Source organism: Paeniglutamicibacter sp. NPDC091659, assembly GCF_044756805.1.
GTDB lineage: Bacteria > Actinomycetota > Actinomycetes > Actinomycetales > Micrococcaceae > Paeniglutamicibacter.
This window is the reverse complement of record NZ_JBIVTO010000008.1, coordinates 102,805-128,874: the sequence shown is the minus strand read 5'-3', so window position 1 is coordinate 128,874 and position 26,070 is coordinate 102,805. Positions and strand designations below refer to the sequence as shown.

Below are 26,070 nucleotides of genomic sequence, written 5' to 3'. Positions count from 1 at the left end.
CCGGGCCAAAATTCTGGGGTGGAAGTCCACCGGCCTGCGGCGGGTCCCCCGGTCCTTTCCAGGAACCCGGATGACCCGCCGCAGGTGGTGGAGTTACTTCACGGTTTTACTACTGTGTTGCGTTGCTTGGCAATTATTCCCCGAGGGAAACGATCACCTGGGCAGCACGCATGATGCGATCACCCTTCTTGAAACCGGCCCGCAGGACCATGGCGACATGGTCTGCCGGGATTTCCGGGTTCGGCTGCTGCAGCAGTGCCTCGTGCACGGCCGGGTCGAATGCCACGCCGGCTTCGTTGATGCGCTCAAGGCCGAGGCCTTCGAGCACCGCATCGAGCTTGTTGGCAATCGAAGCGAACGGCCCGTCGGTCAAGTCGCCGTGGGCACGGGCTGCATCGATGTCGTCGAGAACCGGCAACAGGTTGTTCAGGACCGACTGCACGGCAAGCTCGCGCACTGCCTCGCGGTCACGCTCAACGCGCTTGCGGTAGTTGACGTACTCGGCCTGCAACCGCTGCAGGTCCTCGCGCAACTCGGCTTCCTTGTCGGGAACCGTTCCCTGCGCCGCGGCCTCGTTGAGGATGGCCTCGGCCTGGCTCAACGCGTCGCCCGAGTCGTGGGCTTCGTCAACGGGAGTGACCTCTTCGTTGGAGGCGCCCTCGTTGTGAATTTCCTCAGACATGGTTGATGCGCCCCTTACTTCTTTTCGTCTTCGTCGATGACCTCGGCGTCGACGATGTCCTCTTCGGCGTTCGGGGCCTCGGCGCCGTCTTCACCGTTGGAGGAAGCCTGGGTGTTGGCGTAGATGGCCTCGCCCAGCTTGCCCTGCGAAGCCTGCAGCTTCTCGAACGCGGTCTTGACCTCGTCGTCGTTGTTCTGCGACTCAAGTGCCTTCTTCAGCGCGTCGACGTCGGCCTGGACCTCGGTCTTGACCTCTTCCGGCAGCTTGTCGGCGTTGTCCTTGATGAGCTTGTCCACCGAGTAGGCGGTCTGCTCGGCGGCGTTGCGGGTCTCGGCTGCCTCGCGGCGGGCCTTGTCCTCGGAGGCGTGCTCCTCGGCTTCACGGACCATGCGGTCGATGTCGTCCTTGGACAGCGAGGAACCACCGGTGATGGTCATCGACTGCTCGACGCCGGTGCCCTTGTCCTTTGCGGACACGTGGACGATGCCGTTGGCGTCGATGTCGAAGGTGACCTCGACCTGCGGGACGCCGCGCGGAGCCGGCGCGATGCCGGTCAGCTCGAAGGTGCCCAAGGCCTTGTTGTCGCGGGTGAACTCGCGCTCGCCCTGGAAGACCTGGATCGATACCGAAGGCTGGTTGTCCTCGGCGGTGGTGAAGGTCTCCGAACGCTTGGTCGGGATCGCGGTGTTGCGCTCGATCAGCTTGGTCATCACACCACCCTTGGTTTCGATGCCCAGGGACAGCGGGGTGACGTCGATGAGCAGAACGTCCTTGCGCTCGCCCTTCAGCACGCCGGCCTGGAGTGCTGCGCCAACGGCAACGACCTCATCCGGGTTGACGCCCTTGTTGGCTTCCTTGCCGGCCATTTCCTTGACCAGTTCGGCAACCGCAGGCATGCGGGTGGAACCGCCGACGAGGATCACGTGTGCGATCTCGGAGACCTTCACGCCGGCTTCGGCGATGACGTCCTTGAACGGCTTCTTGGTGCGCTCGAGCAGGTCGGCGGTCAGTTCCTGGAACTTAGCACGGGAAAGGTGCTCGTCCAGGTGAACCGGGCCGTCTGCGGTGACCGAGAGGTACTGCAGGGAGATGTTGGTGCTGGTGGCCGAGGAGAGTTCCTTCTTGGCCTGCTCAGCGGCTTCTTTCAGGCGCTGCAGGGCGATCTTGTCCTTGGACAGGTCGGCGCCCTTCTGCTTTGCCTGGGCCAGCAGCCAGTCAACGACACGCTGGTCCCAGTCGTCGCCGCCGAGGCGGTTGTCGCCCGCGGTGGAGCGAACCTGGATGGTGGAGAAGCCGTCGTCGTCCTTGCCAACTTCAAGCAGGGAGACGTCGAAGGTTCCGCCGCCGAGGTCGAAGACTAGGATGAGCTCGTCTTCCTTGCCCTTGTCCAAGCCGTAGGCCAGTGCAGCCGCGGTCGGCTCGTTGACGATGCGCAGGACGTTGAGGCCCGCGATTTCGCCGGCTTCCTTGGTGGCCTGGCGCTCGGCGTCGTTGAAGTAAGCCGGAACGGTGACCACTGCGTCGGTGACCTTTTCGCCCAGGTATGCTTCGGCGTCGTTCTTGAGCTTCATCAGGATACGAGCGGAGATTTCCTGCGCGGTGTACTTCTTGTCGTCAATGGCAACCGACCAGTCGGTGCCCATGTGGCGCTTGACCGAAGCAATGGTGCGGTCGATGTTGTTGACGGCCTGGCGCTTGGCGATGTCGCCAACCAGGACTTCGCCGCTCTTGGCGAAGGCGACGACAGACGGGGTGGTGCGGTTGCCTTCGGCGTTGGCGATAACGGTGGGCTCGCCACCTTCGAGGACGGATACAACAGAGTTGGTGGTTCCGAGGTCAATACCTACGGCACGTGACATGGGTGAGCTCCTTCTTGCCTTGGGGAAAACGAACCAACGTTCCAACCAGATGATCCGGTTGAGCGTTCTGTACTCAAGTTTACTCGGCCGCCAGTCCTTGTCAATTCAAACTTGAGCGCAACTGGCTCAAGTTTGGGTTTTAGGGCAAAAAACAACCGGATTCCGTGACGTAAAACCGCGGAAATCCGGCATTCTTTGAAGTTGCTGGGAGACGTGTTCGCTGTGAGAGATTGGGTGGCAAGTACCCCGATCTGCTGCCAAGCCAAGTTGCGGACTCCCCGTAAATGGATGCCCCTCCGGCAAGTTGGCACATAGGAGGCACTCGCGGATGAAGTCACCCGGGTACGCAAACCGCCCGCCTTGTCTGCGCCCTTTCGGCCAGCCCACCTGAAGACGGAAGCGTCAGCGACCCAGCATCAGGTCCACGCCCAGGAAAGCGAGCGTACCGAAGACCGCGCCCCACAGAATGATCGAAATTATCTGCCAGAAGATGACCTTCTCCTTGGCAGCGCCGAAGGAAACCAGCGCGGCAGAGGTGATCTGGCTCGGCAAGATGGTCTGCCCCAAGAGGCTGACGCCAGCTACCCCGTACTTGTCGAAGGCCATGCGCAGCTTCTTGCGCTTCTCGGTCGGAGCTTCCTTTTCCTTGGCCACCTTGCTGCGAACAAAATGCGCACCATTGACCAACAGGAGCATCGAGGCGACGTTGCCGAGGACAGCCGCCAGAATGGCAGCCACCGGGTTCAGACCGATTACGACTCCGAGCGCGGACCCGAAATAGGATTCAACGAAGGGGATCGCCGCGGCCAGGATCACGGCGATCCATTGCAATGCGGGCGGGAACGAGGATGCGAATTCCTGCAGGGTTTCAATCACGGCACTTCTCCGTTGCTATCAAGTAGGTGTTTGGCTGCCGGATCGAACCGGGTGCGATTGCAACCACCCGTAGTTGTTTACTTCCTCCAGATTATTTGTATCCGCACACCGGCTGGCCGCTCCTAAGGATGATTTGTCCCTGCCTTCAGCGGGCGCGATTCATCCGAACGGATGAGACTTTCAAAACCATGGAGCATCCTTAAACGACTGGTGGGCCCTGCTTTGCAAGAAATCTTGCAAAGCAGGGCCCACCAGGGAGCGTCAAGCCTTCGGCCGCCTGAGGGGCGGTCGACCGGGCTTAGTAGCTGCGGTTGTTCGAGGCCGGCGAGGAAGCGCGGCGCGGACCGCGCGTGCGTCCCCCGCGGCTGGCGCCGTTGGCTGCTTCAACCTTGGAAGCACCCAGGGCTTCGCCGATGGTGTTTCCACCGCGCGGGCGGGAACCCGAAGTGGCACCCTGGCGCTGGCCGGAGTTGTTGCGAGCCGAGGCGGAACCGCGACCTGCACCGGCGCCGGCGCTGCGGCGGGCTACGTCGCGGTCGTCGCCACGTGAATCCTGGCGCAAGTCTGCACGGCGATCTGCACGGTTGTCGGTGCGGACGTCGTTGCGACGCTCGCCGCCGCGACCTGCGGCCGCGCCGTTGCCACGGCGTTCGCCGCTGCGGGCGCCCGGAGCTGCATAGCCACGGCCCTCGCCGCGGTTTTCACTGCGACGCTCGCCACCGCTGTTGCGGGTCGAGGAAGCCGCGCTGCCACGGTTCTCGGTTCGACGCTCGCCACGATTCTCATCGCGGTTGCGCTGGCCTTCGCCACCGTTGCTCTTGGCCGGAACGGCAGCCTTTGCGGTGCCGCGTCCACCGCGACGGCGGCCACGGCCACCCGCGGCGTCCGAGTCGGTTAGGGTGTCCTTGCGGACCACTGCCTGGGTGCGCAGCTGCGGGGCAGCGTAGGCAACGGGCTCGGCGCGTTCGCCGACAACGTCGGAAACAACCTGGGCGTTCGGGGTGACCTTGACCATCGGCACCTTCAGGCCTGCGGCCTTCAGCAGCGACTTGACGTCACTCTGCTGGTCCGGGGTCGCGATCGTGACAACGGTTCCATCCGAACCTGCACGGGCGGTACGGCCCGAGCGGTGCAGGTAGGCCTTGTGCTCTGCCGGCGGGTCGATGTGGACAACCAGCTCGACACCGTCGACGTGGACGCCGCGGGCTGCGACGTCGGTGGCTACCAGTACGCGGGCGTCGCCGGCTGCGAAGGCCGCGAGGTTGCGGTCACGGGCGTTCTGGCTCAGGTTGCCGTGCAGGTCGACGGTCGGGATGCCGCACTTGGTCAGCCAGACTGCCATCTTCTTGGCGTGGTGCTTGGTGCGCATGAACATGATGCGGCGACCGGAGCCCGAGGCCAGGGTGCGGATCAGTTCCTTCTTGTCATCGTTGGACACCAGGAACACGTGGTGTTCCATGGTGTTCACGGCCGCCTGCGGGGCATCGACCGAGTGGACGGTCGGGTTCTCGAGGTAGCGCTGGACCAGCTTGTCCACGCCGTTGTCCAGGGTGGCGGAGAAGAGCATGTGCTGGATGCCGCGCGGGGCCTGGTCAAGGATGCGCTTGACGACCGGCAGGAAGCCGAGGTCGGCCATGTGGTCGGCCTCGTCCAAGACGGAAACCTCAACGCGGGAAAGGTCTGCAACGCGCTGCTTGAGCAAGTCTTCGAGGCGGCCCGGGCAGGCAATGAGGATGTCAACGCCGGCGTTGAGGTCCTTCTCCTGGCGCAGCTGGGAAACGCCGCCGAAAACAACCGCGGTGCGCAGGTCGAAGGCCTCGGCCAACGGCTCAACAACCCTGGCGATCTGGGTTGCCAGTTCGCGGGTCGGAGCCATGATCAGGGCACGCGGGAAGCGTGCCTTGCGTGGCTTCGGGTTGGCCGCAAGGCGGGCAACCACCGGAAGGGAGAATGCCAGGGTTTTGCCGGAACCGGTCTGACCGCGACCCAGCACGTCGCCACCCTTGAGGGTGGTGGGCAGGGTTGCTTCCTGGATGGGGAATGCCGATTCGATTCCTTGGGCCGCGAGGACCTCTGCAAGGATTGCGGGCACGCCAAGGGAAGTGAATGAAGGACTCACGTGGTACTTTCTCTCAAAGCTTCGCACGACGGTTTCGACGCGCGTGGTCGCCGAAGAAAGAGAGAGCCTAGAATGGCGCAAAGCGCTCATGATGCTCACCGCGTTCCATCACATGAAGGATGTGGAACTAGCGGCGGATCGGGAAATCTAATCTGTCGACGCATGGATCTTCGGACCCCAAAGCTGATCTTCGGGACTTACTGATCCACAAGTTTCAATCTTAGCAGTACCCTGCGCGGAACCATACGAGAGATCCGTTACCTTCCCCGGCCCAACTTGCTGGGCCACCACACGCGCCTGCCGATGTCGTGCACGAGGGCCGGCACCAGGAGCGAGCGCACCACGAGGGTGTCCAGCAGGACGCCGAAGGCCACAATGAATCCGAGCTGAACCAGGAACATAATCGGAATGATGCCCAGTGCGGCAAAGGTTGCGGCAAGCACCACGCCGGCAGAGGTGATGACGCCGCCGGTCACCGACAGTCCGCGCAGGACGCCCGCACGGGTGCCGTGCACCAACGATTCTTCGCGAACGCGCGTCATCAGGAAGATGTTGTAATCGACCCCCAACGCCACGAGAAAGACGAATCCGAAGAGCGGAACCGACGGATCGGCGCCGGGGAATTTGAAGATTCCATTGAACACCCATGCCGATACGCCCATCGCGGTTCCGTAGGACAGCACCGTGGTGGCTACAAGCAACAGCGGGGCGACGATCGAGCGCAGCAAGAACATCAGGATGACCAGAATGGCAACCAGGATCAACGGGATGATCTTGGCCAGGTCAGCCTCGGCAGTCGTGGCGGTGTCGCTGAGCGTTGCGGTGGTGCCGCCGACCAGGGAATCCGGATCCATGGCGTGGACGGTGTTTCGCAGCCCGACGAGCGTTGCCTTGGCGGCATCGGAGTCGGCGGCGTCATCCAGCGTGATCGAGATCAGCGACCGACCCTCAACGACCTGCGCTTCACGTCCGGCTGCGGCCACGGCCGGACCGCCGTCCGGAGCCTGGAGGTAGGCCGAGGCCACGCCGTCCAGGCCCTCGATCCCGGCGAGCGCGTCTTCGGCCTTCGCGCTGTCGATGACGGCGAATGCGGGGCTTCCGGTGCCGCCCGGGAAATGCTCCCCCAGGACAACCTGTCCGTCGCGGGAATCGGTCTGCCCCAGGACAAGCTCGCTCTGCGGGACGCCCGACGCCTTGAACTGGGTCGCGCCCAGCGCGCCAACGACCAGGACAATGGCCGTGATGATCCAGATGGGGCGGGGGCGGCGGCCAACGAACTTCGCGACGTTGCCCCACAGTCCGTCCGGGAGTTCTTCCGGCCCCAGCGGACGGGCCGGTTTAGGCATGAACGGCCAGTAGGCCGAACGCCCGAGCAGACCCAGCGCCGCCGGAAGGAATGTCAGCGCCGCAATGACGGAGAAGACGATGCCGCTGGCGCCGATCGGGCCCAGCGCCTTGTTCGAGTTCAGGTCTGAGAAGAGCAGGCAGAGCAGGCCGACCGTCACGGTGCCGCCGGAGGCAAGGATCGGTTCGACCGAACGCTTCCATGCGGTGGTTGTGGCCTCCCAGCGGTCGGCCCCGTGGGCCAATGCCTCGCGGTGCCGCGCCACATACAGCAGTGAGTAGTCGGTCGCGGCTCCAATGACCAGGATGGAGAGGATTCCCTGGCTTTGCCCGTCCAGCCGGATCCATCCCTCCCTGGCCATGTAGTACACGGCGACGATGGCCGCGCACAGCGCCGCAACGGAAGTGAACAGGACAATTAACGGCAGCAGGAACGAACGGTAGACCAGCAGCAAGATCAGCAGCACGGCCACGAGCGCAACGCCAAGCAGCACGCCGTCGATTCCGCCGAATGCCTCCACGAGGTCGGCGTTGAAGCCTGCCGGTCCCGTCACATAGGCCCGCGTGCCAGCGGGGACGCGCTCCGAAAGCTCCTGACGCAGCGTGTCAACGGCATCCTTGGTTTCACCCGCGGTGCTCAGCGGCACCAGCAGCTGGGCAGCCAGTCCGTCCTCCGAAGGGAAGGGCCCGACGATGTCGCCGTCGAGCGACTGCAGGTCCTTGAGCGAGGCCGTCATCTCGGCGATGGCCACCTGATCCAGTTTCGTGTCGCCTGCGATGACAACGACCGCGGGAATCGCGTCGGAGTTGCGGAATTTCGCCTGCCATTCAAGGGCGCGGGTCGCCTCGGCCGACGCAGGAAGAAAGGAAGCCTGATCGGTGGTCTGCACGTCACCCAATTTGCCGAAGGTGGGTCCGCCGACCCCGGAGACACCCAGCCAGGCAAGAACCAGGACCGCTGCAACCAGCGCGCGCACCTTGCCGTTGACCGGCCGTTTCCTCCTGCCCGATGAAACGGTCTTTTCTGCAAGGTCCGTAGAACCAGCAACACGCTTTTCCACAATTTTCCCATCGTCGTGCCGGTCGGCTTCCAACAGCGAAACCCAAGTCTCTCGCCTATATAGTATTTCCATCATGGAACTACTGCAAGCCTGAACGTATGATTGTTGCCATGGATCCCCACTCGGCTCGTGAACTTGTGCTGCTGCTCCAGCAGTTTGCCCAGGCATCCGATCGCTATGTGGAATCCGCGGGAACCCGCCACAAGACCCACCGAACCGACATGAATGCACTGGCAGCCATCATGCGCTTTGAGCTGGCCGGCAATCCGCCGACCCCCGGGGAACTGGCCCGCGAGCTCAGCCTCAGCGCCCCCGCAACCAGTGCACTGCTCGATCGACTCGAGCGCAGCGGCCACATCGAACGCCTGCGCGTCGACAAGGACCGCAGGGTGGTGCGCATCCGCATGACGGAGAAGGCCAAGGTGGATGGGCGAACCATGTTCGGGCCGCTGGCGGCCGGCATGATGGAGGTCATCTCCTCCTACGAGGACAGCGAGATCGCCTTGATCTCCAAGTTCTTGGTCGATGCCATCGCCGGCATCGATCAGGCAAGCCGCCGGGGCGCAGCCTCCTAAGTCATGCTGGTTCCCGGGCTGCTTTGCGCGGTGCGTGCGCGGGCATTCGCTTCGCCACCGCACCCGCATGCAACGACAGGCACCCGCATTCAAAGCTGCCGTTCCAGCTCACATAAGCTTGTCTGGTGACTCTCTCCCTCTGGCTTTCCCTTCTCGGCGCCTCCGCGCTCATCAGCTTCACCCCGGGCGCCGGGGCCATCAACACCATGACCAACTCGCTGAACTCGGGGTTCAAGCGCTCCATGTGGGGAATCCTCGGGCAGCAGGCTGCACTGCTGATCCACGTGATCGTCGTTGCTGCGGGCGTGGGCCTGCTGGTTTCACGCTCCCCGATGTTCTTCACCGGCATCCGCTATGCCGGCGCCGCGTACCTCATCTACCTCGGCGTGCGGCTCATCCTGGCCAAGCCCCAGAGCCCCGACGAGATCGACATGCGCGGGCAGGAATCGGCGGGCTCGATGTTCAGGCGCGGGCTGTGGGTCAACCTGCTCAATCCCAAGGCCATCGTCTTCTTCCTGGCCTTCACCCCGCAGTTCATCCGGCTGGACCAGCCGCCGCTTGGGCAGTACCTGGTGTTCATCACGACCATAGTGATTGTCGACATCCTGGTCATGTGGTTCTTCTTCGCCGCCGCAGCCAAGAGCTTCAGCCGCTTTACCGCTACCGAACGCGGGCAAAAAATACTGAACATGACGTTTGGCACGCTGTTCATTTTCGTGGCAGCATTGCTGGCATTTATCCACTAGGTCAACCCCGCGTTGGATTCCTGCGGGAACCCATAGGACCTCTTACTTGGGTCTTCCGGGAACGCTGCGGGCCGGAGCCTCAGGGCACAATCCGATAACCTTCTGCACTCGGCGCGTTTGAGCCTGTCACTAGGGGCGTCAGCGTCCTAGACTAAAACCATGTTTCGGATAATGACAGTGTGCACAGGCAACATTTGCCGCTCCCCCATGGCGGAGTACATGCTGCGCACGGCACTCGACGACGCGGGGATCACCGATGTTACGGTTTCGTCCGCCGGCACCAGCAATGGGGAAACTGGGGCCTCCATAGATCCGCGGGCAGCATCCATTCTGCAGTCCCACGGGATCAATCCCGAGGCGCACCGGGCCGCAACCATAGAGCCGGCCCAGCTCGCGGAGATCGACCTGCTGCTGGCCATGGACGAAGACCACTACACCACCCTGGAAGGGTTGCTGCAGGCGGTTGCACCGGAGCAACGTCCCGCACTTCGCATGATGCGTTCCTTCGACACGTCATTCGCCACGTCTCCCCACGGCGAACAAGGCATCTACGACCCGTGGTTCGGGGACTCGGCCGATTTCCGCCTTTGCTGGCAAATGATCCACGCTGCCATTCCGGGAGTGCTCGACTACGTGCGCGCCCACACCATGCCTTCACGTGGCAACTAGCCCGGCGCTCATCCTTGGCATTGACGGTCGTTCCGGTGCAGGGAAGAGCACGCTTGCGGCCGAATTGGCCACCGAACTACGACGCCACCGCGAGGTAACCGTCTTCCACCTCGAAGACATCTACCCGGGGTGGGACGGGCTCGCCGCCGGGATGGACTCCTACGTCTCCGACGTGCTTGGCCCGTTGCGCCGGGGCAAAAATGCCATCTGGAACACCTGGGACTGGGCCGCGGGAACCCCCGGGGCGCCAAGCACCCTCTCCCCCGCGCCTGTGGTCATCATCGAGGGCGTCGGGGCAGGCTGCGCCGCGGCACGGGACCTGCTCGATGCGCTGGTATGGGTCGAGGTCGCCGACGAAACCAGGAAGACACGGGCGCTGAGCCGCGACGGGGAAACCTTTGCCGCACACTGGGACCGCTGGGCCGACCAGGAAGAAACCTACCTGCGCGCCGACCCCGTCCCCGGGCACGCCCAGGTGGTGCTGGAGAACAGGGCCGACGGGAGCGCACCCGGACACACGCTGCGGGCGCTCAAGGCCCTGCCCAAGTTCTACACCCTGCTGGCACCCGAACGTGCCGAGGCCGCGGCCAGGCAGCCCGTCCAGCTCAGCCTCCCGGGCACCCCTGACACCGCGGCGCTTTTCGCCGCACTGTACGCCGACGAGCGGCACACCGTGCTGCTCGAATCCAGCAACCTTTCCTTCGCCGACCCCCGGAAACGCAACCGCTTCAGCATCATGGCAGCGGCCGACACCGACGCGAGCGCCGTCCTGGAACACCGCCGGGGCACCGGGACCCTGCTGGAGGGCACCGCCACGGCCCGGATCGACGGCGGCTTCTTCGAATTCCTGGCGCAGCAATGGGACACCGGTTCCTTCCTCCCTGCCTCGGCGGAACTGCCCTTCGTGCCCGGGTGGCTGGGCTACCTGGGGTATGAGCTCAAACGCGAAACCGGCGGCAGCGATCTCCACCCGGATCCGTCCGAACCCGGCAGCATCGCCGACGCGGCTCTGATCCGCCCCTCGCAGGTTGTCATCCTGGACCACGGAAGCGACACCGTGCACCTGTTGTGCGCGGCGGGTTCCGATCACGGGGCCTTTGCCGACCGCGTCCGGGCCGCGTTGGCGGCCCTCCCCGCGACAGCTCCCATTCCCCCGGCGTTGGCGCCGGCCCCGCTGTTCGGGGTCCGCGACGACAGGCACGGCTACCTGGCCAAGGTCCGTGCCGCCCAGGAACAGATCCGCCAGGGAAACAGCTACGAGGTCTGCCTCACCACGTCCCTGCACTCGGCCAAGGTTGCCTGCGACCCGTGGGAGAACTACCTGCGGCTGCGTGCCGCCAACCCGGCGCCGTTCGCCCACTACCTGCGCTTCGGCGACATGGCCGCGGCCAGCACCTCCCCCGAGCGCTTCATGTCAATCGGCGCGGACGGCTGGATGCGCGCCGAACCCATCAAGGGCACCCGTCCGCGCGGCGCCACGCCGGAGGCCGACCAGGCCCTGAAGGAGGAGCTGGCGTCCTCGCCGAAGGACCGCGCGGAGAACATCATGATCGTCGACCTGCTGCGCAACGACCTCTCGCACTTCGCGGACCCGGCGACGCTTTCGGTCCCCCGGTTGTGTGCCATCGAAACCTATGCCACCGTGCACCAGATGGTTTCGACGATCGACGCCAAGTTGCTCCCCGGCGCCTCGCGCGCCGAGGCCATCGCCGCGGCGTTCCCCGCCGGTTCGATGACCGGTGCACCGAAGATCTCGACCATGGAGATCCTCGACGTGCTCGAGGACGGCGCGGCCCGCGGGCTCTACTCGGGTGCGGTCGGCTACTTTTCGGCCACCGGGGCCACCGACTTGTCGGTGGTCATCCGCACGCTCGTGATGGTCCGCGAACCGGAGACTGACCTGTGGAACCTCAGCCTCGGCGTGGGCGGTGCCATCACCGCCGACTCGTCGCCGCAGGAGGAATGGGAGGAGGTCCGCACCAAGGCCTTCGGCGTGTTGTCTGCCCTGGGCTCGGTGTTCCCCGAGACCGCGGACTGAAGCGCCACCGCAACGCCGTTCCGGCGTGCGGAGTCCGGCTGGCGGCTGGCGGCTATTGCAGGGTGGCCGACAGCCGCGCAACATTGTCGATCCAGCGGCTGAGCGGCTTGCGGCTCTTCCATTCGCGCAGGGTCAGCTCCACCGATTCGGCGCGGTAGCTGTCCTGCACGCGCATGAGTTCGGCCACCATGTCAGGGCCCAGCAGCATCAGCGTGATCTCCAGGTTCAGCGAGAACGACCGCATGTCCATGTTGGACGAGCCCAGCACCGCGACCTCGTCGTCCACCACGAAGCACTTGGAGTGGAGCACCATCGGCGCGCGATAGCGGTAGATCCGCACTCCGGCCTTGAGCAACACCTCGTAGTAGGACTGCTGTGCCCGGTGTACCAGGAACTGGTCCCCCTTTTCGCAGACGAACAGTTCCACCGCCACCCCTCGCTGGGCGGCCGTGGTGATGGCGTACAGCAGCGAGTCGTCGGGAACAAAGTAGGGGCTGGTGATGGAGAGCCGTTCGGTGGCCGAATAGATCAGCGTGTTGAACAGCCGGAGGTTGTTTTCCGCCTCGAAGCCGGGCCCGCTGGGAACCAGCTGGCCGATCGCCTCGCCCGCGTTCGGGCTCTCGCCGATGGATGTCTCCACGTCTGCAATGTCCTGCAACAGGTTTTCGTCGCTCTCCTGGGACCAGTCGGTGGCAAAAACCACGTCGAGGCTGGAGACCAGCGGACCGTGGAGCTTGACCATCAGTTCGACCCATTCGCGGCCGGTGCTGTGCGAGGAACCCCTCTTGTACCCGGGCTCGATCAGGTTCTGGCTGCCGGTGAAGGCCACATGCCCGTCGACCACCACGATCTTGCGGTGGTTGCGCAGGTCGGGGCGCCTCCACTGGCGTTGGAACGGGGCCAACGGCAGCATCCGGCGCCATTCGATGCCGGCCCCCGTCATCCGGCGGGTCAGCGCGAAATAGCCCTTGACGCGAATCGTCCCCAGGTGGTCGAAGAGCACGCGCACCTTGACCCCGCGGGCCACAGCACGTTCCAGTGCCTCAAGGATCGGGCCGACATAGATTTCGTCGTCGCCCATGATGTAGAACTGCACGTGGACGTAGCGCCGGGCCCTGTCGATTTCACGGCGCATCTGGTCCAGGGAGTCGCCGTAACCGGTGATGAACTCGACGGCATTCCCCTCCTGCAGCGGAAGCGCCCCGAGCGCCTTGTTGAGCGCCACCGCGGAGAGCACCCAGTCCGGGGCATCGGGCACGACCTGGTCGCCGATCATGTGCTGGGTTGTTTCAAGGATCGATTCGTTGACCCGCTTTTGCCGCTCGATCCGCCGGCGGGAGAGCCTGGTGTTTGCGAAAAGCAGGTACAGTGCCAAGCCCACCACCGGGATGAAGAAGATCGCCAGCAGCCATGCCATGGCCGTGGTCGGGCGGCGGTTGCCCGGAACGATGCCGATCATGGTGATCCGGATCATGATCTCCACGGTGACGGCAACCGACCACAGGGCTGCACCGACGTTTAGCCCATCGATGCCAAAATCCATGAATTCCTCCTTGCCAGCACCGCCTTACGGTGTACCCATCAGACTACCTTCAACGCCTGCGGCGACCGAGAATTCCCTCCCCCGCCGGTGCCGATTCCCGCTCCGGGGGCTTCGCCGGCGGTAATCTGTAACCATGACTGCACTTGTGTTCCTTGACCCTGCCTTCCCCGCCGGCCGCATCGCCGACGCAACAACGCCGCAGCTCTCGGTGCTCGACCAGGGCGTCACCCGCGGTGACGGGGTTTTCGAGTCAGCGCTCTACACCGGCTCGGTGGTCCGCAAGATCGATGCGCATCTGGCCCGCCTGCGGGTGTCGGCCGAGACCTGCGACCTGTCGGTCCCCGAAGAGGAAGCCTGGCGTGCAGCCGTCGCCACCGCGGTTGAAGCGTTCGACGCAAGCACCCCGTGCGACGAGGCCGTGGTGAAGCTGATCGCGACGCGCGGCACCGAGGGAACCGGCCACGGAACCTGCTGGGTCACGGTCTCCGCCGCCCCCGAACTCGGACGTGCCCAGCGCGAAAGCGGGATCAGCGTGATCCTGCTGGACCGCGGCTACGACTCGACGGTCGCCGAGCGTTCACCCTGGCTGCTGATGGGCGCCAAGACCCTCTCCTACGCCGTGAACATGGCCGCCCTGCGTCACGCCAAGAAGAACGGCGCCGACGACGTCATCTTCACCTCCAGCGACGGAATCGTCCTGGAGGGTCCGACCTCCACGGTGCTGCTGGCCCACCGCGACGGCGACATCAAGCGCCTGATCACCCCGACCCTGGAAACCGGCATCCTTCCCGGAACCACCCAGGGCGCGATCTTCGATGCGGCCAAGGCCGCCGGCTGGGAACTGGGCTACGGCCCGCTGACCCCCGAAAACCTGATGGATGCCGAAGGCGTATGGCTGGTCTCCAGCGTGCGCCTGCTGACGCCGGTGAATTCCATCGACGGCGTCGCCATCGCCCGGGACGCCGAGCTTCACGCGGAGCTCACCGCCATGGTCAACTCGATCGGCTAGGGGACGGCATGAGCGGGGGATTCGCGGTGGTTCCCGCCGCTTACGTGCTGCTGCTTCGCGGCGACCGGGTGCTGCTGCAATTGCGGCAAAACACCGGCTTCATGGATGGGCATTGGGCCTGCGCCGCAGCCGGTCATGTGGAGGCCGGGGAATCGGTCGTCCAGGCCGCGGTGCGCGAGGCCATGGAAGAAATCGGCGTTTCCATCGCCCCGGAGGCACTCACCCCGCTGAGCACCCTGCACCGGACCAATGGCGGGAACCGACAGCTGGACCAGCGCGTCGACTTCTTCTTCTCCTGCGACCTGTGGGAGGGCGAGCCCGGCATCCTGGAGCCGGAGAAATGTGCGGACCTGCAGTGGTTTTCCCTGGCCGACCTGCCGGATCCGATGCCGCCCCATGAGCGTTACGTGCTCGAGGGTTTGCGCAAGGGAACCCTCGCACCGATCGCATCGCTCGGGTTCAACGGCTAGCTTCCCGCTGCGCGGCCGGCGGGAACCGAACGACCCAGCAAACGGGGGCCTTGGCCCGGGACACCATGCCCGGGCCAAGGCCCCCGTTGCCGGAATCGCCTGCGCGATTTACGTCCAGACGAGATTCCAGGTGCCCGTGAGCACCGCACCGAGAATAGCCGCGGTGCCGAGCAGGATCCCGAAGAGCACGATCCAGAGATCCCGCGCGGTGAAGACCGAATCGCGCACCCAGGTCCGTGCCGAGGTTCCGAATCCCTTGGCTTCCATGGTCACGGCAAGGCGCGAGGCGCGCCGGATCGCCTGGACCAGAAGCCCGAAGACCTGTCCCAGGTTCGCCCGAACTCGCTGGCCGAGCGATCCGCGGCTTCCCACGCCCCGGGCCCTCCGGGCCATGCCCAGGGTTGTCCATTCCTCGATCAGTAAACCCAGCAAACGCATGCCGGCCAGTGCCCCGAGGACAAAGCGGTGCGGCAGTTTCGCCTTTTGCGCAAGGGCGTTGGCAAGGTCGGTCGGGTCGGTGGTGAACAGCACCAGCACGGCCGGCACGGCGACGGCGAAGGCACGCAGGCCGGTGGCGGCACCCGCGGCGGCCGAACCCTCGGTGATGGTGAAGATCCCCAGATTCAGCAGCACATCCCCGGAATCGTTGCCCACCAAGGCCGTGCCCCAGGCGGCAAAGATCGCGGCCAGCAGCAGCGGCCATGCCCTGGTGAAGAACTTCCCCAGCGAAAGCCCCGCCAGCGGCAGGAGCAACACCGTCACCACGACAACCAACCCGCTGCTGACCCAGTCCATGCTGGCCACCAGCGGGATGGTCGCCAGGCCCACGGCCAGCAACTTGGACAGCGGGTTTGCCTTGCCCAGGAAACTGGCACCGCCGCGCGCGTCGGATTCAAGCAGTCCGGTGCGTTTTTCAACGTCTCCGGCTTTCCGGGGCTCGGCGCTGATGAAGAATTCCTCGGCGCCCAAGGCCCTGGCAAAGTCCACGTCGTGGGTCACCGCAATGATCGCCGTGCCGCGGGCCAGCTCCTCGCGCAACAGCATGGCAAGTTCCCGCCACGTGTTGGCGTCCTGCCCGAAGGTCGGCTCGTCGAGGATCAGGATGGCCGGGCTGGAGGCCAGCACCGTGGCCACCGACAACCGCCGCTTTTCGCCGCCCGAAAGGGTGAACGGGTTCGCCTCGGCAAGGTGCTCGAGCCGAAGCCGCTGCAGGAGTTCGTCGACCCTCCGCTCGATGGACTCCGCGTCGAAGAGCGGTTCCCGGGTTCCGGGTTTCACGGCATGGCTTGGGCCGAAGGCCAGTTCCTCGCGGACCGTGGCGGCCACGAACTGGTGTTCCGGCTCTTGGAAGACCGAACCGATGCGGCCGACCAGCTCGGTTGCACGCCAGTTGTAGGGGCGCGCCTCGGTGCCGTCGGCGAGGTCCATGGTGGCCAGCAGGCTGCCCGAGACCTGGGGCAGGAGTCCGCCCAGGGTCAGCGCAAACGTCGACTTGCCGGCGCCGTTGGCCCCGCGGATGCACCAGGCGTTGCCGCCGGTGATGCGGAGGTCCAGGTTGCCGGCGGCAATCGATCCGCCCTTTTTCCGGGCGACCGACAGGTCCTTGGCCTCCAGCAGGACGGTGGCGTCCGCCGGGGCCGATTCGATGGCCCCGATCGTTGGCGAGCACCCGGGTACCCAGACGCCGGCCGCGATGAGTTCATCGCGCACCGGGCCCGGCGCAAAGAGCGTCTCCGGGCTCCCGTCATGCGCGACTCCCCCACCGGGTTCCAGCACGATGACCCTGTCCATGTGCGGCGCCCAGGCATCGAGGCGGTGTTCGACGATCAGCAGCGTTGCCCCGGTGGAATCCAACGCCCTGATGACAGCATCGCGGACTTCAAGGACACCTTCCGGGTCAAGGTTCGCCGTGGGTTCGTCGAGCAGCACCAGGCCAGGTCCCATGGCGAGGATTCCGGCGAGGGCCAGCCGTTGTTTTTGCCCGCCCGAAAGCGCGCTGGTCGGATGGTCCAGCGGAACGTCCAGGCCAACCGCGTCGAGTGCCTCGACAATCCGTCGCTGGATCTCTGCGGGCGGCACCGACAGGTTCTCGGCGCCGAAGGCCACGTCGTCCCCGACCCGGGCCTGGACCACCTGGGTTTCAGGATCCTGCTGCATGAGACCCACCAACCCGCGGCCCTCGGACGCCGGTCGGCCATCGAGCAGGAGTTCCCCGGAGGAATATGCCTCGTCGTCTTCGTGTAGGACCCCGGCCAGGGCATAGAGGAGCGTGGATTTGCCGGCACCGGAGGCGCCTGCCAACAGCACGCGCTGCCCCGCGGGAATCTCCAGGTCAAGTCCCCACAGTGCCGGGTTGCTCCGGTCTGCGTGACGCCACCCCCAGTCCTTGGCGGTGACCGACACGGCCGCACCGTGCATGTCCGGCGTCGGGGTGCCGGAGCCGTGTTGAAGCGTTGAAGGGGTGTTCATGGCTTCGGGCCCTTCCTAGCCGAACGTTGGTTCGGTTGCCGCCTTGCGGCTGGACAACGCGCCCAGTGCACCGGTCTTGGCCAAGGCACGGGTGGCGTAGAAGGACAGCAGGCCCGCAATGACCAGGCCGGAGATGGTCATGAAGGCAACGTAGGTCAGCTGCATGGCCATGGTGTATTCGGGGAACCAGCGGAAGATGAAGGCGTCGTTGATGCCGCCAAACAGGCCCGTTGCGGCGCCGGCGAGCAGTGCCACGGGCAGGTTCCAGCGGCGGTAGCGGAACGCGGCGAAGACGGCTTCGGCGCCCAGACCCTGGACGAGTCCGGAAGCCAAAACCGTCAAGCCGAACTCGGAACCCAGCAGCGCGCTCACCATGGCGGCGACAAGTTCGCAGAAGAGGGCTGCTCCGGGCTTGCGGATGATCAGCGCGCCCAGGACCGCGGGGAACAGCCACATGCCAGCAACCAGTGCGGAGGATGGCGGGAATGCCAAGAACAGGAAATCCAGGACGTGGTGGGTGTTGTTCCATGCCCAGAAGATGACGCCCGAGGACACCGCGATGACCGCGGCAATGACGATGTCGACGACACGCCACGAACTGGTCCTGGGTGCTGCGTTGCTTTGGCCGTTACGGCCTTCGATGGTGCTCATGATGATGATCCTCCTTGGATACAAGGAGGGGAGGGAATGCGTTTTTCGGCGCACCCCTGAGAACTCGACTTCCTTCGCCGGTACTAGCCGGGGCAGGTTCGAGGGTCTGCGGCTTTCCGCACTCTCAGCGCTTTTGCATCGGCCTAGACCGCGCAGCGCTCCCCTGTCGTGATTGTTTCAGTCCTGTCATGCTACCGCAGGCTATGCTGGAGCAGGTACCGTTGCCGCAACATATTGGGAGCACCCGTGAACAGCTTGATGAAACTACTTGGCCCGGCCATCACCATCGCCGCAGGATTCGTTGGCGGAAAGATCGTCGACAAGCTGTGGGTTGGATTTACGGGCCAGCAGCCGCCGAAGCACGGAAACAAGGAAGCCCAAGCGGAAGCCACAATGCGCCAGGCCATCGGGTTTGCCCTGCTTTCGGCAGTCACCGCGGCGCTGATCCAGGTGCTCACCGACCGTGGCACCCAGAAGGCGATTGCCAAGTTCACCAAGAACTCGTAACTTACTGACTTCCAGGACCCGAAGAACTTTCTTCGGGTCCTTTGTCTTGCGCCGAAGAGCAACGTCGCGGATGCCACGGATCGGGCCCGCCGGATCCGATCCGTCGTCGGGATGCGTATAGTCCACCAAACGGGATCGGCAGTCACACCCCACGTGACGCTACGGAGGACACCCTATTTTTGGGTGTCCTCCGTAGCATCAGCTGCAGGGTCCGGCGCTACCCGCCATCCCGGCTCTGCTTTTCCGCTTAGGACAGCTCGGCGCAGAGGTCCCGTTGTGTTCCGGAAGCACTGAGCAATGTAGTACGACCGTCATCGAGGTCAAAGGTGAAGACGATGCGTCCCGTGTACTGGATTGCCGACGGCGCTTCTACCCCCGGGACGTTTGACGCGTCCGGAGGGGGAAACAGGATCAGGCCGGTGCTTCCCCTCGACGTGATGGTCACGACGTTGTCAGCGTCGGGGGCCGACGTATGCTCGGACGTTCCGTTGGTTTCGAAGGACACGGATTTCCCGGTGTCGGCGTTCGTGTAGGTCAGCAGGTAGCCCTTGCCCGAGATGATCTGGCTGCCGTTTGCGAACGACTTGATGCGCGCCTTGGCGCCGGTCCCGGCAACCCCCAGCGCAAAATCACAGGCAGCCCCGGCGGGGACCACCACGCCAGGCGGAAAGTCCGGCCGGGGCGGCGGAGGTGCTGCGACAGCTGCCGACGATACGGCGAGCAGCGCGGAGGTAAGCAGGGCAGCAGGTGCAAATCGACGAACGGTGGTGCGGTTCATGGGTCTCTCCGTTGTTCGGGGGCCGTTGCAAAAACCTGGCATCCAAGCCCATGGAATCCTTGGGTTCCGAGGCCTTGGCATGCACCAAAGCCAATCCCAGGTACTACTCCTTTACAAGAGAGATCTGTACTCGCTTTTCTTCTTTTCCGCTGTGCTGGATCCATCGAATGCGCCCTGCAACCACTGAACGCCACGTCATCGACGGGTATAACCGAGTCTTGGCATGGAGCCTCGTTGCCTCGCCGCCAATGGCGCTCTCGGCCGACTGTTCTTGATTGTGACCGGTTGCCAAGACCCGCTGCGGGCACCTAGTCGATGAAGTCGGTGCGGTCCGCGGGCGGGTTTTCGCCGTGCTCCCGGCCTTCGCGTTTGCCGGCAGCCTCGACCACCGTGGCCAGCTCGTCGGTGACCAGGGTGTCACGCTTGAGGTGTCGGGTGCGGTAGCCGGCCCGGCCGACCATGTGCGCCGAGACAGGTGCGGTGAGCAGCTGGACGATCCAGGCCAACAGCAGCACCGGGGCCACGGCCCAGCTGCGCAGCTCCAGACCCAGCGCGGAAAGCAGCAGGAACAGGCCCAGGACCTGGGGCTTGGTCGCCGCGTGCATGCGTGAGAGCAGGTCCGGGAAGCGAAGCATGCCGATGCCCGCGGCCAGGGACATAAGGCAGCCCAGGATCATGAAGACGCCGGCAACAATGTCGATGATCGTGTCGTCCATCAGGCGTTCCTTCGATCCGTGACATAGCGGGAAACCGTGACCGATCCGATGAACCCGACCAGGCAGGCCAGAACCACGAAGACCAGGTTGTTGGTGTGCTTGTTCACCGTCATTTCGAGGGACAGCGCCGCCGAAACGATCAGCAGCAGCACGTCGGTGGCGATGACCCTCTCGAGGATCGATGGTCCCCTGACCAGTCGGATGATGGCAAGGAAGGCGGATACCGAAAGTATGGTCCCGCAAATCCACAAAACTACACTCATGGCGTCCCTTCCTTGCCCGTGGCGGTTTCATTTGATTCTGCGTTCAATGCTGCAAGCTCGTCCTTGCTGCCCATCATGCGGATCAGCTTCGCCTCGAGGGCCAGCACATCGGCGCGCGCCTTCTCGACACTCGCTTGGTCCTTGACGTTCAATACGTGCAGGTAGAGCGTGGAGGAGCGTCTGTCCACCTCTACCACGAAGGAGCCCGGCACCAGCGTCAGTGCATGCCCCACCGCGGTGACCATGAGGTCCGATTCGGTGCGCAGCGACACCGCGACCACCGCGCTCTTGGTCTTCGGCCCGCGGAACACCGCAAGGAACATGACCTCGAAGCTTGCACGCACCACGTCCCACAGGAACGACACCGCGAAGGCGAGGGCCCGCAGCACGTTGAAGCGGCCCGAAAGGATCACCGGCGGCAGCTGGAAGAGGTTGACGACGATCAGCGAGAGCAGCAGCCCGAACACCAGGTTTCCCGGCGCAAAGTCCTGCCACAGCGCACCCCACACCAGGACCATCCACACCAGCAGTGGGAGTTCCTGGCGCAGCGTGGCACGTTGGCGCTTGCCGCTTTCGTTCTTGGAGTCGCTCAGTCTCTGTTGCGGACTCATCGCGGGACCTCCGTCATCGATCCGAGCACTGCCTCGATGTAGTTGCCGTTGTCCATGATCTGGGCCGCGGCCCTGTCGCTGAACTCGAAGATCGGGCCGGCGAAGACCGTCAGCGCCAGGCCCACCAGGACCAGCACAGCGGTCATGGCGACCATGCCGTTGGGAAGCAGCGCGGTGTCGCCGCGGTCGCTGTAGCGGCTTGCGGGTTCGTCGGCGACGATGTCGTAGGTGGCCCCGCGGGCACCGTGCACGCCGACCAGCAGCAGCGGGTCCGGGTCGGTGGCGTCCTCGGCCTTGCGCCAGAACGCCCTGTTCCACACTCGGGCGACGGCCAGCAGCGTCAGCAGCGAGGTGAGCAGCGATACGCCGATCAGCGTCCACGCCAGCGGCGTGCCGACCTCGGCGCCGCCCTGGACCAGTCCCAGCTTGCCCAGGAAGCCGGAGAACGGCGGGATGCCGCCGAGGTTCATGGCCGGGATGAAGAAGAGCAGCGCAAGCACCGGGGAGATCTTGGCCAGCGAACCCAGCCGGTCGATGTTCGAGGTGCCTCCGCGGCGTTCGATCAGCCCGACCACCAGGAACAGCGAGGTCTGGACCACGATGTGGTGTGCCACGTAGTAGATCGTCGCGGCCATGCCCAGCTGGTTGCCCAGCGAGACGCCGAAGATCAGGAAGCCGATGTGGCTGGTCAGCGTGAAGGAGAGCATTCGCTTGATGTCCGTCTGCGCCACGGCGCCCAGGATTCCCACCAGCATCGTGAGCCCGGCCGCGACCATCAGCAGCGTCGAGAGCTTGTTCCCGGGGAACAGCAGCGTCTCGGTGCGGATGATCGCGTACACGCCGACCTTGGTCAGCAAGCCCGCGAACACCGCGGTCACCGGGGCCGGGGCCGTCGGGTAGGAGTCCGGAAGCCAGAAGGACAGCGGGAACACCGCGGCCTTGATGCCGAAGGCGACCAGCAGCATCACGTGCAGCACCATCTGGGTGCCCTCGGAAACCTGCGGCAGCTTCACCGCCAGGTCCGCCATGTTCACGGTGCCGGCGGCCGCGTAGATCATCGCGATCGAGATCAGGAACAGCAGCGAGGAGGCCACGGAGACCACCACGTAGGTGGTGCCGGCGCGGATGCGCGCGTTGGTCCCGCCCAGGGTCAGCAGCACGTAGGAGGCCGTCAGCAGGATCTCGAAGCCCACGTAGAGGTTGAAGAGGTCCCCGGCCAGGAAGGCGTTGGACACTCCGGCCACCAGGATCAGGTAGGCCGGGTGGAAGATCGAGACCGGCCCGTCCTCGTCGCCGTCGGCCATGCCCTGGCTGGTGGCGTAGAGCAGCACGGCAAGCGAGACGATCGTGGAGACCACCAGCATGAAGGCGGAGAACCCGTCGACCACCATGGAGATGCCGAACGGCGGCGCCCAGCCGCCCAGGGTGACGGAATAGGTCCCGCCGTTCCAGACGGTGGCGAGCATCCAGGATTCCAGCGCCAGCGTGAAGACCAGGACCCCGATGGTGACAAGTCGCTGCGAACGCTTGTGACGGCGCAGGATGAAGGCCAGCGCGGCGCCGAAGATCGGCAGCGCGACGGCGAGCGGTGCAAAGGACACCGCGGTGAGCGGGGCATCGATCATGCGCGGGCCTCCCCAGGGTCGGTGTTCGTGTTGGATGCGGAGACTGATTCGTCCCCGTCGAATTCGGTGGTGTCCTCGGGGACTGGCGAGTCCTCCTCGAAGTCGAAGGGCGACTGCTGGGAGACGCGCAAGTCCTCGTCGTCGTCGGCGACCACGTCGGCCCGGGAGATGACCCAGGAACGGTAGATGATGCCGAGCATGAACGCGGTCACCGCGAAGGTGATCACGATCGCCGTGAGGATCAGCGCCTGCGGCAGCGGGTCCGAGTACGCGGCCGGGTCGGTGCCCTTCTCGTAGAGCGGGGCTTTCCCGCGCGGCCCGCCCGTGGAGAGCAGCAGCAGGTTCACCCCGTTGCCCAGCAGCACGATGCCCAGCAGCACCCGGGTCAGGCTTCGTTCGAGCAGCAGGTAGATGCCCACCGCAAAGAGGACGCCCATCACTACAAGCAATGTGACATTGGTACTCATCGTCCCACTCCCGTGTCGGCGTCAGATACTAGGTCGTGCAGGTCGGTGGGGCTGCGGCCCTCGGAGCGCTCGTCGATTTCCGAGCCGAGCGAGCGCAGCACGTCGATGACCAGACCGATGACCACCAGGTACACCCCGATGTCGAAGATCGTGGAGGTCACGAACTTGTGCGTGCCAAAGAGCGGCAGCGTGAACTCGAAGGCCGCGGAGGTGAACATCTGCAGCCCGAACGCCAGCGGCGCCACGGCCGTCAGCGAGGCCAGGCCCAGCCCGACGCCCATCATGGTGCCGGGGCTGATCGGGGTCGATTCGGCAAGTTCCACGCGCCCGCCGGCCAGGTAGCGCATGGTCAGCGCCAGGCCGGCCAGCAAGCCGCCGGCAAAACCGCCGCCCGGGGTGTTGTGCCCGGTGAGCAGCAGGTACAGCGAGGCCAGCAGGATGGTGTGGAAGAGCAGCCGGGTGACGACCTCGAAGGTGATCGAGCGGCGTTCCGGTGCCAGCGTGTGGCCGGCGACCAGCCACGAGTCGTGCGTGGAACGTGCGAAGTTCCGCGCCACGGCCAGGCCGGCCTTGCTCCGCCCGTGGCTTCCGATGGCCTCGGAGCCGAGGTCCACCGAACCGGTGGCTACGGCCGAGGCCCGCAGGCGCGAGTCGCCGCGGCCGCGCACGAAGATCAGCGAGGCGACGCCCGTGGCGGCCGCGGCCAGCACCGTGATCTCGCCGAAGGTGTCCCAGGCGCGCATGTCCACGAGCGTCACGTTCACGATGTTCTTGCCGGCGCCGCCGGTGTAGGCAAGCTCCGGGTAGGCCAGCGAGATCGGCTCGGCAATGCGCGAGGCCATGGCCGTCGCGGCGATGTACACCATCGAGGCGCCGAAGCCGATGCCGATCAGGGCGCGGCCCAGCCGGTGCCCGGTGGGGTTCTTGGCCCAGATCTCGACGGGCAGCGCGCGCAGCGCCAGCACGAAGGCGACCAGCACGATGGTCTCGACCAGCAGCTGCGTGACGGCGAGGTCCGGGGCCCCCTGCAGGGCGAAGACCGCGGCCATGCCGTAGCCGGTGACCGAGACCATGAGCACGGCCAGGAAGCGGCGGTCGGCCTGCAGCGCGCCGATGGCGCCGATGATGATGATGACCCCGATCACCAGCTGCGCCGGGGAATCGAAGGCGATGAGGTTGCCAGGGGCCGGCGTGGTGAACCAGACCGAGACGAACGTCGGCACCACCAGCGCCACAATCAGGATCACGACCAGGTAGAAGGAGAGCGAACCGCGCTGGGTGCGGCCGGTGAGCCAGATCGCCAGGTTGTCCACGCCATTGACCAGGTGCTTGTAGTCGCGGTCCGCATCCAGCAGCGCCGGGACCCGGGCTTGGACGGCGAAGACCCGCTCGCGGGCCAGGAACAGTCCGGCGCCGGCGAGCATGGTCAGCACGCTCAGCCACAGGGCGGGCGTGAAGCCGTGCCAGAGGCCCAGGTGGATGGGGTGTTCGGCGGCCGGGAAGAGGCCGACGTAGGGGTCGATGATGCCTTCCAGCACGCCCGGAACCCAGGCGAAGACCACGGTTGCCACGGTGAGCACCAGCAGCGGGGCCAGGAACAGAGCCGGGACATTCGGGAAGGGCGTGGGAGCCAGGCCCTTCTTGGTGGCGAATCCGCCCCAAAGGAAGCGCGCGGAATAGGCGAAGGTCATGACCGCGCCCAGCACCACGCCGACCAGCAGCAGCGTGCCGGGAGTACCGTTGGCGTGCGCGTACTCGAGCAGCGCCTCGTAGACCGATTCCTTGGTCACGAAGCCGAGCAGCGGCGGGAAGCCCGCCATGGAGGCCGCGGCCATGGCCGCGACGGCAAAGAGCAGCGGGGAGCTCTTGTAGAGCCCGGAGAGCTGGTGCAGGTCGCGGGTTCCGGACTTGTGGTCGATGATGCCCACCACCAGGAAGAGCGTCGCCTTGAAGAAGCCGTGCGCCAGCATCATGGCCATGCCCGCAAGCGCCGCGTTGGCGTTGCCCAGACCCATGATCAGGATCAGGAAGCCAAGCTGGGAGACGGTTCCGTAGGCCAGCACCAGCTTCAGGTCGTGCTGCTTCAGGGCGCGCCAGCCGCCGATCAGCAGCGTCGCCAGGCCCAGGCCCAGCAACATCGGCTCCCAGAAGGCCGTCTGGTTGAAGCCCGGCGCCAGGCGTGCCACCAGGTAGACGCCGGCCTTGACCATCGCGGCGGCGTGCAGGTAGGCCGAGACCGGTGTGGGCGCGGCCATGGCCCCGGGGAGCCAGAAGTGGAAGGGCACCAGGGCCGATTTGGAGACGGCGCCGACCAGGACCAGGAGGATCGCGACGTCGATGAACGTGCCCATCGAGACGAGCTCCGGGGCCATGGCCATGATCTCGGAGATGCGGTAGGTTCCCGCGGCCTGTCCCAGCATGACCAGGCCGACCAACATCGTCAGCCCTCCGAAGGTGGTGACGATCAGCGCGGTCAGCGCCGAACGCCGGGCGCTCATGCGGGTGCGGTTGAAGCCGATCAGCAGGTAGGAAAGGATCGTTGTCAGTTCCCAGAAGATGAACATCAGGATCATGTCATCGGCCGTCACCAGGCCGAACATGGCGCCGGCGAAGGCCAGCAGCTGGGCGCCGAAGGTGCCGATGTTCGCGTCTTCGCTCTTGAAGTACCTGGCGCAGTAGAACAGCACCAGGGCCCCGACGCCCAGCACCAGCAGGCAGAGGATCGCGGCGAGCGCGTCCATGCGGAAATCCAGGTGCGTGTTCAGCGGTCCGATCCACTCATAAAGCTCGGAGGGCGGCGCGTTGGGAAGTCCGCTCGCGGCCGACTGTTGTGCGTCGGTGAAGGACGGGAAGTTGCCCAGAAGCCATACGAAGGCGATGGCCGGAACGGCCGCCAGGACGTAGAACGTTGAGCGACCCAGTTTCCGGAAGATCAGCGGGGCGATGCCGGCCACGGCAAAGAGCGCGAACAGGACGAGGAGCACAGTATCTC

General features: G+C 65.3%; 22 protein-coding genes and 1 riboswitch. Of the genes, 7 read left to right on the top strand and 15 right to left on the bottom strand.

Annotated features, from left to right (window positions below):
* Window positions 1-133: 133 nt before the first annotated feature.
* From ACIQLF_RS15350 to ACIQLF_RS15330, 5 genes are all read right to left on the bottom strand, one after another.
* Complete coding sequence (locus tag ACIQLF_RS15350; RefSeq protein ID WP_400300123.1) at window positions 134-682, bottom strand: nucleotide exchange factor GrpE; 549 nt, start codon at window positions 680-682, stop codon at window positions 134-136.
* Between the two features lie 14 nt (window positions 683-696).
* Complete coding sequence (gene dnaK / locus ACIQLF_RS15345) at window positions 697-2,541, bottom strand: molecular chaperone DnaK (protein ID WP_400300120.1); 1,845 nt, start codon at window positions 2,539-2,541, stop codon at window positions 697-699.
* 402 nt (window positions 2,542-2,943) lie between these two features.
* Entirely contained in the window at window positions 2,944-3,417 is a 474-nt protein-coding gene (locus tag ACIQLF_RS15340; protein WP_400300118.1) for a hypothetical protein, read from the bottom strand.
* 298 nt (window positions 3,418-3,715) lie between these two features.
* Window positions 3,716-5,536 (bottom strand): DEAD/DEAH box helicase, encoded by a 1,821-nt coding sequence (locus tag ACIQLF_RS15335; protein WP_400300115.1) that lies wholly within the window; start codon window positions 5,534-5,536, stop codon window positions 3,716-3,718.
* A 257-nt stretch (window positions 5,537-5,793) separates the two neighbouring features.
* Window positions 5,794-8,016 carry an MMPL family transporter gene (locus ACIQLF_RS15330; RefSeq protein ID WP_400300112.1) on the bottom strand — a complete coding sequence of 741 codons (2,223 nt, stop codon included), beginning with the start codon at window positions 8,014-8,016 and terminating at the stop codon, window positions 5,794-5,796.
* A 35-nt stretch (window positions 8,017-8,051) separates the two neighbouring features.
* Here ACIQLF_RS15330 and ACIQLF_RS15325 point away from each other — a divergent pair, with 35 nt between their 5' ends.
* The 4 genes from ACIQLF_RS15325 (at window position 8,052) to ACIQLF_RS15310 (ending at window position 11,969) form a co-directional block, all read left to right on the top strand.
* A complete protein-coding gene (locus tag ACIQLF_RS15325; RefSeq protein ID WP_400300109.1) occupies window positions 8,052-8,516 on the top strand; it encodes a MarR family winged helix-turn-helix transcriptional regulator in 465 nt (154 codons plus the stop codon).
* Window positions 8,517-8,641: 125 nt separating this feature from the next.
* A complete protein-coding gene (locus ACIQLF_RS15320) occupies window positions 8,642-9,262 on the top strand; it encodes a LysE family transporter (protein WP_400300106.1) in 621 nt (206 codons plus the stop codon).
* Between the two features lie 159 nt (window positions 9,263-9,421).
* The gene (locus tag ACIQLF_RS15315; protein WP_400300103.1) at window positions 9,422-9,931 is read left to right on the top strand and encodes a low molecular weight protein-tyrosine-phosphatase; all 510 of its coding nucleotides are present in this window, start codon (window positions 9,422-9,424) and stop codon (window positions 9,929-9,931) included.
* Window positions 9,921-11,969 (top strand): chorismate-binding protein, encoded by a 2,049-nt coding sequence (locus ACIQLF_RS15310; RefSeq protein WP_400300100.1) that lies wholly within the window; start codon window positions 9,921-9,923, stop codon window positions 11,967-11,969. The genes ACIQLF_RS15315 and ACIQLF_RS15310 overlap by 11 nt, the downstream gene beginning before the upstream one ends.
* 52 nt (window positions 11,970-12,021) lie before the next feature.
* Here ACIQLF_RS15310 and cls read toward each other — a convergent pair whose 3' ends face one another.
* Window positions 12,022-13,512 carry a cardiolipin synthase gene (gene cls / locus ACIQLF_RS15305; protein WP_400300097.1) on the bottom strand — a complete coding sequence of 497 codons (1,491 nt, stop codon included), beginning with the start codon at window positions 13,510-13,512 and terminating at the stop codon, window positions 12,022-12,024.
* Window positions 13,513-13,645: 133 nt separating this feature from the next.
* Between cls and ACIQLF_RS15300 the strand changes: the two genes are divergently transcribed.
* Both ACIQLF_RS15300 and ACIQLF_RS15295 read left to right on the top strand, forming a co-directional pair.
* Window positions 13,646-14,521 (top strand): aminodeoxychorismate lyase, encoded by an 876-nt coding sequence (locus ACIQLF_RS15300; protein ID WP_400300094.1) that lies wholly within the window; start codon window positions 13,646-13,648, stop codon window positions 14,519-14,521.
* Window positions 14,522-14,529: 8 nt separating this feature from the next.
* Window positions 14,530-14,991: an NUDIX domain-containing protein gene (locus tag ACIQLF_RS15295; protein WP_400300091.1), complete on the top strand. Its 462-nt coding sequence runs from the start codon at window positions 14,530-14,532 to the stop codon at window positions 14,989-14,991.
* Between the two features lie 108 nt (window positions 14,992-15,099).
* Here the strand turns inward: ACIQLF_RS15295 and ACIQLF_RS15290 are convergent, their stop codons facing one another.
* Together ACIQLF_RS15290 and ACIQLF_RS15285 are read right to left on the bottom strand one after the other, a co-directional pair.
* Window positions 15,100-17,460 carry an ATP-binding cassette domain-containing protein gene (locus ACIQLF_RS15290; RefSeq protein ID WP_400300088.1) on the bottom strand — a complete coding sequence of 787 codons (2,361 nt, stop codon included), beginning with the start codon at window positions 17,458-17,460 and terminating at the stop codon, window positions 15,100-15,102.
* 15 nt (window positions 17,461-17,475) lie between these two features.
* A complete protein-coding gene (locus ACIQLF_RS15285) occupies window positions 17,476-18,111 on the bottom strand; it encodes an ECF transporter S component (protein WP_400300085.1) in 636 nt (211 codons plus the stop codon).
* A 52-nt stretch (window positions 18,112-18,163) separates the two neighbouring features.
* Window positions 18,164-18,286, bottom strand: a riboswitch (TPP riboswitch).
* Window positions 18,287-18,357: 71 nt separating this feature from the next.
* On the opposite strand from ACIQLF_RS15285, the gene ACIQLF_RS15280 reads away from it, so the two are divergent.
* Window positions 18,358-18,618 carry a DUF4235 domain-containing protein gene (locus tag ACIQLF_RS15280; RefSeq protein ID WP_400300082.1) on the top strand — a complete coding sequence of 87 codons (261 nt, stop codon included), beginning with the start codon at window positions 18,358-18,360 and terminating at the stop codon, window positions 18,616-18,618.
* A gap of 247 nt (window positions 18,619-18,865) precedes the next feature.
* Here ACIQLF_RS15280 and ACIQLF_RS15275 read toward each other — a convergent pair whose 3' ends face one another.
* From ACIQLF_RS15275 to ACIQLF_RS15245, 7 genes are all read right to left on the bottom strand, one after another.
* The gene (locus tag ACIQLF_RS15275; RefSeq protein ID WP_400300079.1) at window positions 18,866-19,396 is read right to left on the bottom strand and encodes a hypothetical protein; all 531 of its coding nucleotides are present in this window, start codon (window positions 19,394-19,396) and stop codon (window positions 18,866-18,868) included.
* Between the two features lie 308 nt (window positions 19,397-19,704).
* Window positions 19,705-20,112 (bottom strand): monovalent cation/H(+) antiporter subunit G, encoded by a 408-nt coding sequence (mnhG, locus tag ACIQLF_RS15270; protein WP_400300076.1) that lies wholly within the window; start codon window positions 20,110-20,112, stop codon window positions 19,705-19,707.
* The gene (locus ACIQLF_RS15265) at window positions 20,112-20,375 is read right to left on the bottom strand and encodes a monovalent cation/H+ antiporter complex subunit F (RefSeq protein ID WP_400300073.1); all 264 of its coding nucleotides are present in this window, start codon (window positions 20,373-20,375) and stop codon (window positions 20,112-20,114) included. The genes mnhG and ACIQLF_RS15265 overlap by 1 nt, the downstream gene beginning before the upstream one ends.
* Window positions 20,372-20,986 (bottom strand): Na+/H+ antiporter subunit E, encoded by a 615-nt coding sequence (locus ACIQLF_RS15260; protein WP_400300070.1) that lies wholly within the window; start codon window positions 20,984-20,986, stop codon window positions 20,372-20,374. Before ACIQLF_RS15260 ends, ACIQLF_RS15265 begins: the two co-directional genes overlap by 4 nt.
* Entirely contained in the window at window positions 20,983-22,611 is a 1,629-nt protein-coding gene (locus ACIQLF_RS15255) for a Na+/H+ antiporter subunit D (protein ID WP_400300067.1), read from the bottom strand. The genes ACIQLF_RS15260 and ACIQLF_RS15255 overlap by 4 nt, the downstream gene beginning before the upstream one ends.
* A complete protein-coding gene (locus ACIQLF_RS15250) occupies window positions 22,608-23,078 on the bottom strand; it encodes a Na(+)/H(+) antiporter subunit C (protein ID WP_400300065.1) in 471 nt (156 codons plus the stop codon). Before ACIQLF_RS15250 ends, ACIQLF_RS15255 begins: the two co-directional genes overlap by 4 nt.
* Window positions 23,075-26,062 (bottom strand): Na+/H+ antiporter subunit A, encoded by a 2,988-nt coding sequence (locus tag ACIQLF_RS15245; RefSeq protein ID WP_400300063.1) that lies wholly within the window; start codon window positions 26,060-26,062, stop codon window positions 23,075-23,077. The genes ACIQLF_RS15250 and ACIQLF_RS15245 overlap by 4 nt, the downstream gene beginning before the upstream one ends.
* Between the last annotated feature and the right edge of the window lie 8 nt (window positions 26,063-26,070).